Genomic DNA, 17,024 nt, shown 5'->3' with positions numbered 1-17,024 from the left:
TTTCCGGAACACCAAAACTTTTCTGAAGTTTTTTTTCGTAACCCCGAAAATCCACTGTCCCGTTTTATGATCCCGTCTCCTGCGCCCCCGACCTCTCGATTCGGGACCGCAAAGATAGGCAAACTTTTCGAACCGGCAAATGTTTCATGAAATATTTCTCAAAATCCCGAAAGACTAAATCGAAACAAACACTACCCCTTACCGAACTCCTGCGCTGCTCTCTCAAAGCGGTTGCAAAAGTAGCAACTTTTCAACAACACACAAACTTTTTACAATAAAATCTGAAACAGATTCCTTAACAGCACTGGTTACCAGATACATTAATTTCAACAAACGGAAAAATAAAACCGGAAAGCACACAAAACCAAACGCCCCGAAAGGAAAACCTCTTCTACAAAAGAAACTTTCCAAAAATAAAAACCAACAAAAAATCCGGAAAGAAAGCAAAACAATATTAGACAAAACTTATTAATACCCGTTATCCTTTGAAAGAATGGTGGAAAAATAATCTTCTAAAGCTTTTCTTTGTTCTGTTGTCAGATTAGCCTTGGGATGATAACCGATATAAGAGGGCAAAGGCATTTGTAAATCCTGAATAGTACTGATGGCTTTTTTTATTGCGTTTTGTTTAAGGTCATTATTATATTTTCCCCATTCGGAAAAATTGAGGTATTCCCGGCCTTCATTGATATGATCTTTAACCGCCCATGAAATTGGAGCTATGTAAGAGTATTGGGGATAAACAGTTTCATTAGAATGACAATCATAGCAAGCGTTCTTCAGAATTGTCCTTATATTTTCCGGAGTTTTATATATATCGACGAAGTTATCTCTCCTATCTACTGGTCGATTTTCTCTATCAACAGGAATAAATTGTATTGCCAGAAATACAATAACTGTCCAAAAAATTATTTTTTTCAATTGACGGGCTGCTCTTCTTTTGTTAAATCCCAATTCTCATTAATCTCCCACATTTGTCGCGCATTGATGTTGGTCATTACATTTTTCTCCCCAACCTTTTTGAAGAGAAAAACATCTTCAGCCAATGTTTCGGTTGCAAAATCTGCACTATCCCAATATCCATTTTCATTGTTGTCAACCAAGATTCTCAGTTTATAAGTTCCCGGTTTTATATTGAGAAATGCAATTTCAGATTGATTGGTATATTGCTGATAGGCGGGTTCGTTTTTTTCATTAAGTAATTGTATCCAGAATTTCTGGGCAGGAGGATTTATAAGATGGACCTTAAAACTCCCGAACTCTTCCGGCTTTGCAACTTCGAAATCAAAACGAACACTTTCACTAGACCTGTTATAATAAGAAATGACCGTATTTTTGGGAACCGTCAATTTATATTTCTTTCCAGAAATAAAATTTGATTTGACAATAACCTGTGTAGAATCCAATTCTGAGATTCTCGCTGTGAAATCCTGAGCAATGCTATCGGACTCCAACTTCCAGTTTTCAGGCTGAATCTTGTTAATGATATAATTGGAGGAGAATCTGAAATCTGCTTCTGGTGCTAATTTATTCGAAAAAGGATTTGCAACGGTCATTTCGTCTTTTGCAGGTTTCTTGTAAAATATAGACATTGTGTCTTGTTTGGAACCAGTGTCATAAGAGAATTTCAGATTTTCGCTTACGGTTGCTCCAATATTTTCTTTTGCGGCATCAAACCAAATTCGTACAGAATCTGATTTTGTCTTGTGTGTCACTTTATAATCTGCTGGTTTTTCCCCTACAGTTTTCACAACAACTTTATCCGGATTACCTTCAAAAATCATTGCCACACCTCCAACAGACGCAGTCATTTCCTTATATTTTACCACTTTTTTGGATGGGAAAACTTTCATCTTCTTTCCCGAAATACTATTTTCAAGTTCAATTTCTGTTTTTTGAAAAGCTACATTCTCTTTCCCTGGATCATAAATGGAATTACCATTCTCATCATCGAAACCAATGATTCTATATTTTCCCGGTGTCAGGTAATTGAGTTCAAAATAGCCATCCTCATCAGCTTTTGTAATGTAATAAGGTTTTTGACGGTAATTCATACTATCTTTCACCTGATAAAGTCCCACTACTAAATTTTTCTCTTTTCCTTCTGAGTTTTTAATATTCCCCAATGCATCAGAAATTGTCCCACTTATATAGAGATCATCCAATTTTTCTCCCGTTGAAAAAGCAAAATTGAAATATGGCAACACATTACCTTCATTAAGGTCCACGACCGAGTTACCAAAGTTGAAGTTATAAGTCGTATTTGCCTGTAAAGAATCTTTCCACTGGATTTCCAGATATTTGTTCCCTGTAGAAGAAGGAAGGATCTTGGTATATTTTATAGGCGGGGAAATGATCAGATTTTTACTAATATCTTTCAACTGGATATATTCGTTAAAATATATTCTGAGCTCTTTAAGATTTTTAGAAACATTCACCCTGGTTGTATCGATATTAGAACCTATCATTTTTGGAGCGATAGAGTCTTTTTTTCCACCCACAGGCGAACCCACTCTGGCACAACTTACCAAAACCAACGATGCAAAAAGCCAAAGAAGATACTGCTTCATTATAAATTTAGATATTAGATTTAGACTTTAGGCTAAAATCTTTGCAAAAATAAGGAAACTTTGGTACAAAACTATTTCGACAAATTGTAAAGTAAGTTAAATTGAAAACAAAAATGAGTTTTAAAATTAAAACTCATTATATATATGCTTCAAAATGTCTTTGTCCACTTCTGTAATTGCTATTTTTCTGCGTTCCATCGCTTTTTCCGCAACTTCATAGGATTTTTCTAATTTGAATTTCTCATCACCCTTCATTCCTCCCCAGGAAAAGCTATCCACTAAATTTGGCGGGAAACCGGATTTGAAGATATTAGCCGCAACACCAACCACAGTTCCCGTATTAAGTTGTGTATTGATCGCCGTTTTGGAATGGTCCCCCATTATCAGTCCACAAAACTGCAATCCTGTGTCGAGAAATCTTTTCTTTCTATAATTCCAAAGTTTTACGGAAGCATAGTTATTTTTAAGATTTGACGAATTGGTATCTGCTCCCAAATTACACCATTCCCCGATTACAGAATTGCCCACGAAACCATCGTGACCTTTGTTGGTATAACCAAAGATCACAATGTTATTGACCTCTCCACCGACTTTGGAATGTGGCCCAATCGTAGTTCCACCATATAATTTGGTTCCTAAGTTTATTTTCGAGTCTTCGCAAAGCGCGAGAGAACCACGAATATTGGAGCCTTCCATGATTTCCGCATTCTTTCCGATATAGATCCTGCCAGTTTTACAATTGATCGTAGAATATTCTACAACAGCGCCTTCTTCTATAAATAGGTTTTCCCTGTCTCCTATAAAACCATTCGTAGGCGATAATTCCTGAGAATCCCTATTTCCTTTTATCAAATCGAAATCGAAATTGATGGCAAAATCGTTATGTGAAAAAATATCCGTTGGTTTTTCTATGAATAATAATTTCTCATGAATGTCCGTCATTTTATTGATCTGGTTCAAAGAAAAATTATCCATATTGATGTTTGCCACAAGAATCTCATTTTCATAAACCAAAGCTTCTCCCGGTTGTAGGTCTTTGATCTGTTTTAAAACGTCTTTCGAGGGAAAGAAATTTGGGACAATGAAAAGACTTTGTTTAGGTTCCGGTTTTTTGAATTTATCCTGAAGATAATTTTCAGTTATATAAAAAACATCATCTATATCAAGAAGTTTTTTCCATCTTTCCGAGAAGGTCAGGATTCCCATTCGCATTTCTGCAACAGGTCTTGTGAAAGTCAATGGAAGGAAATCTTCCCAATATTGTGCATCTGAGAATACTAATTGCATCGTTCAGTTTTAATTTTCGTGTTCAAAGTTGGGCAAATTTACAAATAAAAAAGCCTTCCGAAAACGAAAGGCTTGTATTTATAAAATCAGCTAAGATTATTTAGCGAATTTTTTGTATTTGTTCATGAACTTATCAACTCTACCAGCCGTGTCAACCAATTTAGTTTTACCTGTGTAGAAAGGGTGAGAAGTTGAAGAGATCTCCATTTTGATCAAAGGATATTCTTGTCCTTCGAACTCAATCGTATCTTTGGTATCAGCAGTAGATTTACAAAGGAACATTTCATCGTTGCTCATATCTTTGAAAACTACCAATCTATAATTTTCTGGGTGTATGCCTTGTTTCATTTTCAGAAGTTTTAAAATTTGTTATAATATGAGTTTCGGACTAATGGATCCAGCAACTCTGGTTTTGAGGATGCAAAAATAAGAAAACTTTTTTATTCTGCAAATATTTATTCCGAAAATTAAAAATCCCGCTTAATTCATAACTTTTATCGTTTACCTAGTAATAATAGATTATTAATATTGCTTCAATAAAATTCTTTGCATATTTTTATACCAAACTAAAAATTGAGAAAATATGTCTGATTTAACTTTCGAAAAGTATAACGTTGCCATAGACAACTGGAATCTGTCAAAATCGAATTATTCTGATATCCAAAGCCTTATATCACCACAAAAGGTTTTCACATTGTTCCCTGACCAGATAGACTGGCTTGCATACAATAACGAAACGGAGACCTACTTCCGTCTCGATATTGGTGTACAGAGAGGTGAATTGATTCTGATACTGGCTCCAAGAACAACTTTTGGTGATATAAAAATATTAGATTATTATGAGTATGCCCCGCTAGGATTCTTGGAGAATGACCTTACGCTGACCCAGACCAAGACCTATACCATGACCAATAATTATATATTGTCCAAGGACCTTACAAAACATGATAATGATACAGATGTAAATTTCCCGATCCTGCAACAGCCGGTAACAGCACAACAAATTGCTGTTGATGAGATAGAATCCTGGAGAGAAAACGGCATGGACTGGCTAAGTCTGGAGTCCAACGAGTTCAATGGGGAAAGGATATTTCAAAGCTTTTATGTGCCCAAGGCAGACCTCTTGCAAAATCAGGATGATGCCACAAGTATTGTTTGTGCATTTGGATTGAAATATTCGGCTGTATATCAGCGATTGCTGCCAACTCTGATCTTCATTTCTTGTTTTGATGACCCGAGTTTGAAAAATGTGACCACAAAGTTGCCATCCAATACGTATGACTGGTCAAGGCCATATCCGCCCTATACAGCATCAACAATAGGATAAATTGTGGAAAAGATATTTGAGATCTGTGCTACATTAGCAGATATTTTTCTGGGAATTGCGCTTATCATTGCAATCATAAAGCTTAAGTTCTTTACAAAAAATGAAAGATGGTATATCTATTATGCCTTTTTCGTGTTTTGTATAGAGATCATTATGTTTTTCAAAATAAAACAAACCCATACCCATCTCTATCCTATCTATATTGCCGGAGAGTTCTTCTTGCTTAGTGGAACTTTCTTAAAAAAACTCAATTTTAGCAGATATTATTTTATTCCTATAATACTTTTAAGTCTGGCATTTCTGACTGCGAGTCACATATTTCCGCATTATGAAAACGATTACTCCAAGGCATTATCTAATTTGGTCATTATCTGCCTTATCGCATATTCGCTAATTCAGGAGATAAGACATTCAACTAAAAGCCAATTTCTTTTTTTGGACGGAATGCTTTTTTTGTATTACACCGTAAGCATTTTTATTTTTATGTTGCAGCATCAAGTGCTCAGATTTGACCCCGAATCTTTTTTTATAATCTGGGCCATCAATAATATACTGCTTGTCGTCTTATATTTAACATTTTTATATACGTTTTTAAAATTAAAGAAATAAAACTCAATATCATCTTTTTGGTCTTACTGATTGTCGTTCTGATAATCATAATATCCTTTATATTATTAGTGTACCGAAGTTTTATTCAGCGCATTATCAAAGAAAAGGACATCCAGTTTCAGGCAGAGCTGGATCATCAGCAGGAACTGGCTATGGAACATATCAAAGGACAGGAAGACGAAAGAAAACGAATTGCCATATCTGTACATGACGATATCGGAAACAGACTGAATATCCTATCGCTCTGGCTCAATAATCTTGAACCTGAAAATCAGGAAGCAACCAAAAAGGTCATTACTTCGCAAATCACAGAACTTATCGATTCTACAAGAAATATCTCTCATTCACTTTATCCTGTGAATTTGGAAAAGCTGGGTCTGGTTTTATATTTACAAGAACTGGTTAGTAACCTTGCCCATAAAATAAATCTCATGCTGCAGATAGACCCTGCTTATCAGAAAAAGGATATATTTACAGAAGTCCAGATCTACAGAGTGATTCAGGAATTCACGACCAATGTCATGAAACACTCGAATGCTAATGAAGTAATGGTTTACATTAGAAATCATCAGAAATATCTGGCCATGATACTTTCTGATAACGGACAAGGTTTCGATTACGAAAAAGCAGGCAAAGGAATGGGAATCAAAAATATCGAATCCAGGATCAGCTCCGTGCAAGGCTTTTACAAATGGAAAAACAAAATCGGGAAAGGAAGCCGATTGATCATTAATATCCCTAATTAATTATGAGTGGAAAAATTAAACTTGTTTTGGTGGATGATGAACAGCTCATTCTGGAAGGAATCAAAATGCTGCTTTCCGCACAAACAAATATCTCAGTAGATTTTGCAGCCACATCCGGTAAAGAGATCTTGGAACATCTGGGGAAAATAGACCCGGCTGATTTTCCGGATATCGCCATGATCGATGTACAGATGCAGCCAATGGATGGATTCGAACTTGTAGAGATCCTGAAAAAAAACTATCCCACCCTGAAGATCATCATTCTTTCTTCACATTACAAAAGTAGTGTTCTGGGTTATATGATCAAACTGGGCGTTTCTGCTTTTCTTCCAAAAAACTCTGATAAAAAGACTTTTATAGAAGCCATAGAAGCTGTTGACCAGAACGGAATGTATTTTACAAAAGAAGATCATGAAATGCTTCTATCTTATATGAATACTCCTTCCCGAAAAAAATCATTATTTGAAAACGAAGAAACACTTACCAACCGAGAAATAGATGTTGTAAAACTGATCTGCCAGGAAAAGACCAATCAGGAGATCGCTGATGTATTGTTCCTAAGTCCCAGAACTGTGGAAAGCCACCGCCAACGGATACTTGACAAGATTGGCGCCAAAAACACGGTAGGGATTGTTATCTATGCCGTTATTAATAACATCCATTCTGTTTCAATTAAACTATAGTTTCTAAAAATTCAGTATTTTTACTCTAATACAGGATTATTTTTTATTATTTCTTTGAAGTATGAAAATGTAAAAAACAATTATCTAATTTTTTACAATATGTCTTCCCCAATAGAAATAATAAACTCTACCAATTACATCATCTCAGGCGAGATCTCTTATATGACTGTCTTTTGTTCCAGTCATTATTTTTTTGTGAAACCTAATACTAATTGGGAATCAGAAAAACGGGGAATCTGTCCTATCGTTCAGGTTTCAGCGATGATCAGAACGCCGAGAGGCGTTTTTACGGCAAAGCCATTTGTTTCTATTGGAACGGTTTACAGCTCATTTGAAGTAATACAAACAAGAGAAAATGTTTTTTGTGTCACAAGATCTAGAAATAAAACCAATGAAAAATCGGTAATATTAGAATCTAGCGATCATTTTTTTTAAAGCAAAAATAAGACAGACCTGCTTCATATTTTTAAAGCTTCATCAATACATTTTTTGATGAAGCTTTTTTATTGATTCAAAAACATTTCCGTATAAATACTTAATCATAAAATTGGTAATTTCTGCTCTGTTTCCACACGTGTGTATTATAATATCTTTGTACAAGAAGATACAGACACAAATTCATATATAATAGTTAGCAAGTTCTGTTCTCATCGGCAGAACGCTTCAAGATTAGAAACTAATAATGATGAGAAATTCAGAAAATTAAGTTATGAGTCGGATCAGCAACTTAATCCCTTAAATGGAGAAAATCCCTTTCAGATTTGAAAGGGATTTTATTTGTTGTAAAATTATATTATTTTGGTTTCAATAAAATAAAAGAAGTCAATACTTCCAATTTGCCAAAAGGTAATTATCTCGTGAAAATCAAAACAGATAAAGATAACATTACTCAGAAAATTATCAAAGAATAAAAAACAAAAGCCTTTCAAAATTTAAAAGGCCTTTTAGTTGGACATTTATTTATTTTTAAAACGATTAATCGCATTCACTGTAAACTCCGACAGAACCAATTGTCCGCTGACCGCCGCACGCTCGGTTAAGAGATGGTCCCAGTGCTCTGTTCCTTTCCAAAGAATGTTTTTCAGTTCGAACATTGCTTCCGGGTTTGAAGCTGCTAGTTTCTCTGCAAGAATTTGGATTTCAGCATCCATTTCCTCCGTCGTTTCGTACATATCCTGGAACATATTTTTTTCTCTTGCCCATTCAGCAGAGTAAAATTCAGTTGCATTGATTGCCAGTTGCGCAAAAGCCGAAGTTCCGATTTTCTTTTCTACAACAGGGCTGATAACAAAAGGTCCAATTCCAACAGCCAATTCACTCAGTTTTACCGAAGCATTTTCTGTAGCGAAAGTATAATCAGCAGCACAGGCAATTCCAACTCCTCCTCCCACAGCTTTTCCGTGGATTCTTGCAATGATCAATTTCGGGGATTTTCGCATTGCATTGATAACATTGGCGAAGCCTGAGAAAAATGTTTTCCCGGTTTCGAAATCTTTTATAGAAATCAATTCATCAAAAGATGCGCCTGCACAAAAGGCTTTTTCGCCCCCACTTTTCAGAATGATCACCTTGACCTCATCATTTTTACTAAGATCATTAATTTCTTCTACAAGATTTCTAAGTTGCGAGCTCGGCATAGAATTGCTTTGCGGATGAAAGAACTCGATGGTTCCGATTCCGTTTTCTATGGTTGATGTTACGTATGCTTCCATTTTTTGTTGTTGGTTGTTGGTTGATAGTTGATGGTTGTTCATATATCGAATCCGCAGCCCGACTTGAGCGGAAATCCTTTTTTGCGTATTCTCAAGTTTTATTTAAACTGAAGTTGTCTGCAAAAAAGATTGGGAGCGGAAGGCGGATTAAGCTGCCCAAATTATTTTACTCTTGATTCAATTTTTTCACCATTGTCAAAATCGTAGCAATAGCCACAGTTTCACCGGTTTCGTCATAAACATCAACTAACCAGCGAACAATTCCTTTGGCAATATCTTCTTCGTCACGTTTTTCCTGACTGATTTTTTCTTTGCAGGTAAACTTCACGCCAATCGTCATTCCCGGATAAACCGGTTTCACAAAACGACATTCATCCAAACCGTAATTCAGTAAAACCGGGCCTTTTCTTGGGTCAACAAATAATCCTGCCGCTTTACTCAAAATAAAATAGCCGTGCGCAACACGTCCTTCGAAAATTGTTCCTTCCAACGATGTCGCATCCATATGCGCATAGAAATTATCGCCGGACACATTAGCAAAATTCGTGATATCAGATTCTGTCACGGTATGTTTTGCCGTGATGTAAGTTTCCCCGATTCTCAGTTCTTCGAAGTGTTTTCTGAATGGATGAATATTATCTTCCCATTGTTTTCCCCCGTATTGATATTGTTGCGTGATATTCGTTAAAGTGGTTGGAGAACCTTGGATGGCCGTACGCTGCATATAATGAAGAACGCCACGTTTCCCGCCCATCTCTTCGCCACCACCGGCTCTACCTGGACCGCCGTGAATAAGCATTGGCAAAGGCGAACCGTGACCTGTACTTTCTTTCGCACAGTCTGAATTGAGAATCAGAATCCGTCCGTGCATTGATGCGGCTCCGATGACAAAATCTCTTGCAAAATCATCATCAGCCGTAACAACCGAACAACAAAGTGAACCTTTTCCCATTCTCGCCAGTTCAATCGCTTCTTCCAAATTATTATAAGGAATAATAGTGCTGACCGGGCCGAAAGCTTCGATGTTATGGCAATCTGTATATTTGAAAGGGTCAGAATTAAGGAATAAAATCGGGGAAATAAATGCTCCTTTGTTTTTATCCGCACCTTTCACTTCGAAATTATCCAGATTTCCGAAAATGATTTCCTGGGTTTTGGATAATTCCTGAACTTTCCCGGACACTTCCTTCACCTGGTCTTTATTAGCCAAAGCACCCATTCTCACGCCTTCGACATTCGGGTCGCCGATGATGACGCCGGAAAGTCTTTGTCCAAGAGCAATCTGAATATCTTCCACCAAATTTGCAGGAACCAATAATCTTCTGACTGCTGTACATTTTTGTCCGGCTTTAGTTGTCATTTCGCGAACTGCTTCTTTGATGAACAAATCAAATTCGACAGTTCCTGGTTTTGCATCTTCTCCCAAAACCATTGCGTTCAAAGAATCTGCTTCCAAATTGAACGGAACCGATTCTTCAATAATCTTCGGATGCGCTTTCAGCATTTTTCCCGTAGAAGCCGAACCTGTGAACGTCACGACATCTTCCATTGTCACATGATCCAGAATTCCGTTGGCGGAACCACAAATCAATTGAAGACTTCCTTCAGGTAAAATTTGAGAAGCGATGATTTCCTTAACGACAACTTCTGTTAGAAAACTTGTGGCTGTTGCAGGTTTCACAATTGCCGGAACACCAGCCAAAAGATTGACTGCAATTTTCTCCAGCATTCCCCAAACCGGAAAATTAAATGCATTGATATGAATCGCAACGCCACGTTTCGGTGTGCATATATGATGACCGATGAATGTTCCTTCTTTTGAAAGCTTCACGGCATCGCCATCGATGTAATAAGGTAAGTCGGGAAATTGCCTTCTCAAAGATGCATTTGAGAAAAGGTTTCCAATCCCGCCTTCGATATCCACCCAGCTATCAGTCTTGGTTGCACCTGTTGCCCAACTCACTTTGTAGAACGTTTCTTTCTTTTCCAAAAGATGAAAAGCGAGTTTCTTCAACATCAGCCCTCTTTCCTGAAACGTCATTTTTCTGAGCGCGGGACCGCCGACTTTCCTGGCATAATCCATCATTTCGCCAAAATCCAAACCTTTGGAAGTTGCCGTGGCTACTAATTCGCCATTAATCGAATTATATAAAGCCTGCCCTTCACCTTCTCCTTTTATCCAACGTCCTAAAGCATAATTTTCTAGTTGCATAATTTTATTTTTTTAGACTTAGAGATAGTAGACAGATAGATTTTAAAATGCCCTATTTTCTATTCGCCTATCATCTATTCGTCTGATTTAAACTTTCTCAATAATTACCGCAAAACCTTGTCCCAAACCGACACACATTGTTGCCAGCGCATATTTTTTATTTTGATTTTGCAATTCATACATTGCAGAATTCAGGATTCTTGCGCCGCTCATTCCCAGCGGATGCCCAAGTGCAATCGCACCACCATTCGGATTGATTCTAGGGTCGTTATCATCTAAATTCCACGCCCTGATGCAGGCTAAACTCTGTGCAGCAAATGCTTCATTCAGTTCAATAACATCGATATCATCAAAGGTCAATCCTGCTTTTTGCAATGCCAATTCTGCTGCTTTTACCGGGCCAATTCCCATAAACTTTGGCTCAACACCAACAACTGCACTCGAAATGATTCTTGCTTTTGGTGTCAATCCAAATTCTTTAATGGCGTTGTCTGATGCTAATAAGTTTACCGCCGCACCGTCATTCAATCCGGAAGCATTGCCTGCTGTTACTGTTCCGTCTTTTTTGAACGCCGTTCTTAATTTTGATAAACCTTCCAAAGTGGTGTCATTTTTCGGAAATTCGTCTTTATCGAAAATCAAATCTACGCCTTTTCTCTGAGGAATATTGACCGGAACAATTTCTTGAGACAATCTTCCGTTTTCTTGTGCAACCTTGGCTTTCTGCTGAGAATCAAAAGCAAACAAATCCTGGTCTTCACGGGAAATTTGGTCACGTTCAGCCAGGTTTTCTGCCGTTTCGCCCATTGCATCAACACCGTACATTTCTTTCATTTTAGGATTGATGAAACGCCAGCCAAAAGTCGTATCATAGATTTTTGCGTCGCCTCCAAACGGACTTTCCGATTTTGAAATCACTAATGGACCGCGTGTCATATTCTCGACACCGCCGGAAATCATCAAATCGGCATCGCCAACCTGGATAGCTCTTGCTGCATTAATCGCTGCCGACAAACCAGAAGCGCAAAGTCTGTTCACCGTTTCGCCGGGAACGTGATAATCCAAACCTGACAGCAAAGCCGACATTCTCGCAATGTTCCGGTTATCTTCTCCGGCTTGATTAGCACAACCTAAAACAACATCATAGATTCTACTTTGGTCGATACCCGGGTTTCTTTCCAATAATTTTTTGATGACAAAAGCCGCCATATCATCGGGACGAATGGAAGATAAGCTGCCTTTCAATTTTCCGATTGGCGTTCGGACGCCGTCTATTATATATACTTGATTCATTTTTAATGATTGATAAATGATAGTTGATAAATGATTAAATAAAGTCTTCGACTCCGCTCAGACTGACATTGTTTTTAGAGCTTTGTCACGCTGAGCGGAGTCGAAGCGTCTATAACTTTAACTATAAAATTTTTTATTCTGTTTCACTAAATTTCTGATGATTGGACTGCATCTGTAACGGTCTTCGTGATAGAAATTATAAAGTTCATCGAGTTCATTCCGGAGATTTTCTAATCCAAATTCATCCGCCCATTGCAATAATCCTTTTGGGTAATTGACACCTTTTGTCATTGCCAAATCGATGTCTTCTGCGGAAGCGATTCCAAGGAAATAGGCATCTGCGGCTTCATTCATCAGCATTACCAAGATTCTTTTGAAAATCGATTTTAATAATTCCGGATTGTCATTGGGTTTTGGTTTTTCTGCATTTTGAGAGTAATCATAAAAACCTCTCCCTGTCTTTTTTCCTAAAAATCCAGCTTCGAATAATCTTTTTTGTGTGAATGACGGTTTGAATTTCGGGTCGTAGAAAAATTCTTTGAACACACTTTCCGTAACTCTGTAATTGACATCGTGACCAATGAAATCCATCAATTGAAAAGGTCCCATTTTGAATCCGCCTAAACTTGTCATTGCAAAATCAATCGTTGCACAGTCAGCAATTCCTTCTTCCATGATTCTAATGGCTTCGCCGTAAAAAGGTCTAGCCACACGATTTACGATAAATCCAGGCGTGTCTTTTGCAATTACCGGAAGTTTGTTCCAGCTTTCTACTAAATTTTTCGTTTTTGAAATCAAATCTTTATCCGTCTGAACTGCAGGAATAATTTCTACCAGAGCCATCAACGGCGCAGGATTGAAAAAATGGATTCCAATAACACGATTCGGTTTTTGACAAGCCGATGCAATTGACGCAATGGATAGAGATGAAGTATTGGTTGCCAAAATGCTAGTTCCGGAAACGAGACTTTCCAACTTTCGGAACAATTGTTTTTTGATTTCCAAATCTTCGATAATCGCTTCGATGATTAACTCCGAATCTTTTAGTTCTGATAATTTATCGCTCAGTCGGATATTATCGAAATAAGTTTCCGCTTCTTCGTAAGTCAATTTTCCTTTTTCGGCTAATTTCTGGAACTGAGCTTCGAGATTTTGTCCTGCTTTTTCTACGGCAGTCGGATTGTTGTCATACAACAAAACCCGATTTCCGGCTGTTGCCAAAACCTGTGCAATCCCGCTTCCCATTGCTCCGCTACCTACTATTCCTATTTTCATTTATTTTTTGTGAAATGTATTTATGTAAAAAGTACAATGACTTTTATTTCTATATTTTTTAACGCAAAGTGCGCAAAGTTTTTATGAACTACTAACTGTTTTTAAGTTCGCAAAGCCGTAAAACTTAGCCAAGAGCTCAAAGATTTTTTCATTAAATCTAACAACTAGAAACCAACAATCTACTAATGGCATTTAAAATAATCAAAAGGTTCCCTGCAATCATCACATTGGTACAATGCTTTGCAAGCTGTGGAACCAAACTGACTTACCAAATGTGTTTGTTTTGAGCCACAAAGCGGACACTCGACCTCATCTGTTTTTGAAAATAACTCGTTATTATTTTTCGAATAGACTGGTGGCGCAATGCCGTAAACTTTCAGTTTTTGTTTTCCTTCTTCTGTCATCCAATCTGTGGTCCAAGCAGGACTCAGTTGGTTTATAATTTTGATATTATTGAAGCCATTTTCAATAAGTTTTATTCTGATTGCTATATTAATCATCGAAGTTGCTGGACATCCGGAGTAAGTTGGAGTTACTACAATTTCGATTTCATCTTCCTGAACATCATTGTTGTTTGAACCCATATGTCGCTCCTCCGGAGCTTTTTCTTTCGTTTCGTATTTATTTTCTACAAACTTATCGCTCCTACAGAGCTTGACATCACGAATAATTCCCAAATCCAAAAGATTGAGAACGGGAACTTCCGGGTCGGGAACTTCCTTCAAGATTTGCCAGATATGTTCTTCTGTGACTGTCATTTTTTTATTTTTATCGCAAAGGCGCAAAAATTAATTTACCAATATATTCTTTAAGTCGCCAAGATGCTTCGACTCCGCTCAGTGTGACATCTCTAATACAATTGTTTCAATTGAAAAGTGTCATTTTGAGCCTGTCGCAAATTTGTACGCTATATTTACGACTTAAAGTAGTTCTTTATTCACAACTCTTGCGCCTTTACCTTACTGTTCTACCATTCCATATTAGGATAAGTGCGCTGCATCATTTGCATTTCTGCCAAAATGTAACCCATTTTCTCTGTATGTTTGCCGTCTTTTCCGCCAGTTAATCGTCTCGATTTTGAGAAATCAATAGACAAAGTGGCTTCATTCAGGATTTCAAGAACTTTGGTTTCCCATTTGGTTCGGAAAGTTCTGATATCGGGAATAATATTTTGCTCAATTAATCTTAACTCCCAGTTAGTTGGAATAAACATCTCATCCGTGAAATCCAACAAATCATTGACCGACTTCTGAATTTTGTTATGACTTTCTTCTGTTCCGTCTCCTAAACGAATTATCCACTCACCGCTCCATTTTAAATGATAGGTCACTTCTTTCAAAGACTTTTCAGCAATGGAAGCGAGTTTCAAATCAGGATGATTTTTCAGTTTACTTAATAACAAATGATGATAGACATCAAAGAAAAACTGTCTGGCAATCGTGTCTCCAAAATGTCCATTCTCCCTTTCAACTAAAAGCAGATTTTTAAATTCTCGTTCGTTTCTCAGGAAAGCCAAATCGTCTTCTGATTTTCCCTCATTCTGAATTTCGGCGGCATATTGATAATAGTTGGAAGATTCCCCCAACAAATCCAAGGCAATATTGGACATTGCAATATCCTGCTCCAAGACCGGTCCTTTTCCACACCATTCGCATAAACGCTGACCAAGAATCAGGCTGGTGTCGGCGAGATGCAGGAGATAATTGAGATAATTACTGTTCATTTTTTCTTGTATTTTATTGTCATTCTTGACCACACCGGATTTCAAAATTAATTTTGAAATCCACCCCTCCAAGGGAGGGGAATTTTTGTGTTACATATTTTTCACTTCTTCCGGAACGTGATAAAAGGTTGGATGACGGTAAACTTTGTCTTCCGAAGGTTCGTAAAATGCCTCGGAATCATCGGGGTTGGTAGCGTGGATGTGTTTTGATTCTACCACCCAAATGCTGACACCTTCCATCCTTCTCGTGTAAACATCGCGAGCATTCTGGATTGCCATTGCCGCATCAGCAGCGTGAAGACTGCCCACGTGTTTGTGGTCAAGACCTTGTCTGCTTCTGATAAAAACCTCCCAAAGCGGCCATTCTGTATTTTGCATAATATTTCAGATTAGAGATAATAGACTTTAATCTATATGTTTATTATTGTTTATTTTATCGCAAAGGCGCAATATTTTTTTCTCTTATTATGTTGTTAGTCGCAAATATGTACACTTCGACAGGCTCAGTGTGACATCTCTAATACTAAACGTTCTAATTAAAACGTGTCAGTCTGAGCTTGTCGAAGACTTTATAAATTACACTGTTTTTCTGTTTTGTTCTTCTCTTGCTTTTCTTTTCTCATGATAAGCAGTTGCAGCTTCTCTTACCCAAGCGCCATCATCGAAGGCTTTTTTGCGGGTTTCGATGCGTTCTTTGTTGCAAAGTCCGTTACCTTTGACCACTTTCCAGAATTCGTCCCAATCGATTTCCCCGAATTCGTAATGTCCAGTTTCTTCATTGAATTTCAAATCCGGGTCGGGAATGGTCAAACCCAGATATTCAGCCTGCGGAACGGAAACATCTACGAAACGCTGTCTCAATTCATCATTGGTAAAACGTTTGATGCGCCATTTCATTGAAAGTTCTGTGTTTCCAGAGTCTGCATCTTTTGGTCCGAACATCATCAAAGTCGGCCACCACCAACGGTTGAGCGCATCCTGAGCCATTGCTTTCTGCTCTGGCGAACCTTGAGCCAATTTCATCATCAACTCGTAGCCTTGTCTCTGGTGGAAACTTTCTTCTTTACAAATCCTGACCATCGCCCTGGCGTAAGGTCCGTAAGACGCTCGGCAAAGCGGAACCTGATTCAGAATTGCGGCACCGTCAACCAGCCAGCCTATGGCTCCCATATCTGCCCAGGTCAAAGTCGGATAATTGAAAATACTGGAATATTTGGCTTTTCCCGAATGCAAATCGTTAATCGTTTCATCTCTTGTAACGCCTAAAGTTTCGGCAGCACAATACAGATAAAGTCCATGTCCAGCTTCGTCCTGAACTTTTGCCAGAAGGATTTTTTTCCGGTTCAAAGTTGGTGCACGAGTAATCCAATTGGCTTCCGGTAACATCCCGACAATCTCGGAATGGGCGTGCTGGGAAATCTGACGAATCAGGGTTTTCCTGTACGCATCAGGCATCCAGTCTTTGGGTTCGATACGGATTTCGCTGTCTATTTTATTCTGAAAATGTTCTTCTAAATTGATTTCTGTTGTTTCCATAATGTTTTGATTTAATGGAATTTATTTAAACGCAAAGTGCGCAAAGTTTTT

At 37.8% G+C, this 17,024-nt stretch carries 17 protein-coding genes; 5 read left to right on the top strand and 12 right to left on the bottom strand.

All coding sequences use genetic code 11. From position 1 onward, the window contains the following. Positions 1–468: 468 nt before the first annotated feature. The 4 genes from K319_RS0108110 to K319_RS0108095 all read right to left on the bottom strand — a co-directional run bounded on the left by K319_RS0108110 (position 469) and on the right by K319_RS0108095 (position 4,205). Positions 469–921 carry a heme-binding domain-containing protein gene (locus K319_RS0108110; RefSeq protein ID WP_027383209.1) on the bottom strand — a complete coding sequence of 151 codons (453 nt, stop codon included), beginning with the start codon at positions 919–921 and terminating at the stop codon, positions 469–471. Then, the gene (locus K319_RS0108105; protein ID WP_027383208.1) at positions 918–2,570 is read right to left on the bottom strand and encodes an Ig-like domain-containing domain; all 1,653 of its coding nucleotides are present in this window, start codon (positions 2,568–2,570) and stop codon (positions 918–920) included. Before K319_RS0108105 ends, K319_RS0108110 begins: the two co-directional genes overlap by 4 nt. 126 nt (positions 2,571–2,696) lie before the next feature. Continuing rightward, a complete protein-coding gene (locus tag K319_RS0108100; RefSeq protein ID WP_027383207.1) occupies positions 2,697–3,857 on the bottom strand; it encodes a GlmU family protein in 1,161 nt (386 codons plus the stop codon). Positions 3,858–3,953: 96 nt separating this feature from the next. Further along, on the bottom strand, positions 3,954–4,205 hold the full coding sequence (locus K319_RS0108095) for a type B 50S ribosomal protein L31 (protein ID WP_027383206.1): 252 nt from the start codon (positions 4,203–4,205) through the stop codon (positions 3,954–3,956). 235 nt (positions 4,206–4,440) lie between these two features. On the opposite strand from K319_RS0108095, the gene K319_RS0108090 reads away from it, so the two are divergent. The 5 genes from K319_RS0108090 (at position 4,441) to K319_RS21310 (ending at position 8,133) form a co-directional block, all read left to right on the top strand. Next, a complete protein-coding gene (locus tag K319_RS0108090; RefSeq protein WP_027383205.1) occupies positions 4,441–5,184 on the top strand; it encodes a hypothetical protein in 744 nt (247 codons plus the stop codon). 626 nt (positions 5,185–5,810) lie between these two features. After that, positions 5,811–6,539, top strand: coding sequence for a sensor histidine kinase (locus K319_RS0108080; RefSeq protein WP_235696088.1), 729 nt, complete (start codon positions 5,811–5,813; stop codon positions 6,537–6,539). Between the two features lie 2 nt (positions 6,540–6,541). Continuing rightward, a complete protein-coding gene (locus K319_RS0108075) occupies positions 6,542–7,222 on the top strand; it encodes a response regulator transcription factor (RefSeq protein ID WP_027383202.1) in 681 nt (226 codons plus the stop codon). A gap of 99 nt (positions 7,223–7,321) precedes the next feature. Next, the gene (locus K319_RS20000) at positions 7,322–7,657 is read left to right on the top strand and encodes a hypothetical protein (protein WP_034671532.1); all 336 of its coding nucleotides are present in this window, start codon (positions 7,322–7,324) and stop codon (positions 7,655–7,657) included. A 326-nt stretch (positions 7,658–7,983) separates the two neighbouring features. Then, complete coding sequence (locus K319_RS21310; RefSeq protein WP_084403417.1) at positions 7,984–8,133, top strand: T9SS type A sorting domain-containing protein; 150 nt, start codon at positions 7,984–7,986, stop codon at positions 8,131–8,133. A gap of 45 nt (positions 8,134–8,178) precedes the next feature. Here K319_RS21310 and K319_RS0108060 read toward each other — a convergent pair whose 3' ends face one another. The 8 genes from K319_RS0108060 to paaA form a co-directional block, all read right to left on the bottom strand. Continuing rightward, positions 8,179–8,934, bottom strand: a complete 756-nt coding sequence (locus K319_RS0108060) for an enoyl-CoA hydratase/isomerase family protein (RefSeq protein WP_027383201.1) — start codon at positions 8,932–8,934, stop codon at positions 8,179–8,181. 166 nt (positions 8,935–9,100) lie between these two features. Beyond that, positions 9,101–11,146 carry a phenylacetic acid degradation bifunctional protein PaaZ gene (gene paaZ, locus K319_RS0108055; RefSeq protein ID WP_034671530.1) on the bottom strand — a complete coding sequence of 682 codons (2,046 nt, stop codon included), beginning with the start codon at positions 11,144–11,146 and terminating at the stop codon, positions 9,101–9,103. Between the two features lie 87 nt (positions 11,147–11,233). Then, positions 11,234–12,439 (bottom strand): 3-oxoadipyl-CoA thiolase, encoded by a 1,206-nt coding sequence (pcaF, locus tag K319_RS0108050; RefSeq protein WP_027383199.1) that lies wholly within the window; start codon positions 12,437–12,439, stop codon positions 11,234–11,236. 117 nt (positions 12,440–12,556) lie between these two features. Further along, positions 12,557–13,714: a 3-hydroxyacyl-CoA dehydrogenase NAD-binding domain-containing protein gene (locus K319_RS0108045; protein ID WP_027383198.1), complete on the bottom strand. Its 1,158-nt coding sequence runs from the start codon at positions 13,712–13,714 to the stop codon at positions 12,557–12,559. Positions 13,715–13,896: 182 nt separating this feature from the next. Continuing rightward, entirely contained in the window at positions 13,897–14,472 is a 576-nt protein-coding gene (paaD, locus tag K319_RS0108040) for a 1,2-phenylacetyl-CoA epoxidase subunit PaaD (RefSeq protein ID WP_027383197.1), read from the bottom strand. A 209-nt stretch (positions 14,473–14,681) separates the two neighbouring features. Then, positions 14,682–15,470, bottom strand: a complete 789-nt coding sequence (gene paaC / locus K319_RS0108035; RefSeq protein ID WP_262487817.1) for a 1,2-phenylacetyl-CoA epoxidase subunit PaaC — start codon at positions 15,468–15,470, stop codon at positions 14,682–14,684. A gap of 57 nt (positions 15,471–15,527) precedes the next feature. Beyond that, positions 15,528–15,815: a 1,2-phenylacetyl-CoA epoxidase subunit PaaB gene (paaB, locus tag K319_RS0108030; protein WP_027383195.1), complete on the bottom strand. Its 288-nt coding sequence runs from the start codon at positions 15,813–15,815 to the stop codon at positions 15,528–15,530. A 198-nt stretch (positions 15,816–16,013) separates the two neighbouring features. Next, positions 16,014–16,973: a 1,2-phenylacetyl-CoA epoxidase subunit PaaA gene (gene paaA, locus K319_RS0108025; protein ID WP_034671529.1), complete on the bottom strand. Its 960-nt coding sequence runs from the start codon at positions 16,971–16,973 to the stop codon at positions 16,014–16,016. Positions 16,974–17,024: the final 51 nt, after the last annotated feature.

It is taken from the genome of Epilithonimonas caeni DSM 17710 (genome assembly GCF_000426465.1).
GTDB lineage: Bacteria > Bacteroidota > Bacteroidia > Flavobacteriales > Weeksellaceae > Epilithonimonas > Epilithonimonas caeni.
Note: the sequence above shows the minus strand (reverse complement) of the source record. Positions and strands in the feature narration are given on the sequence as shown.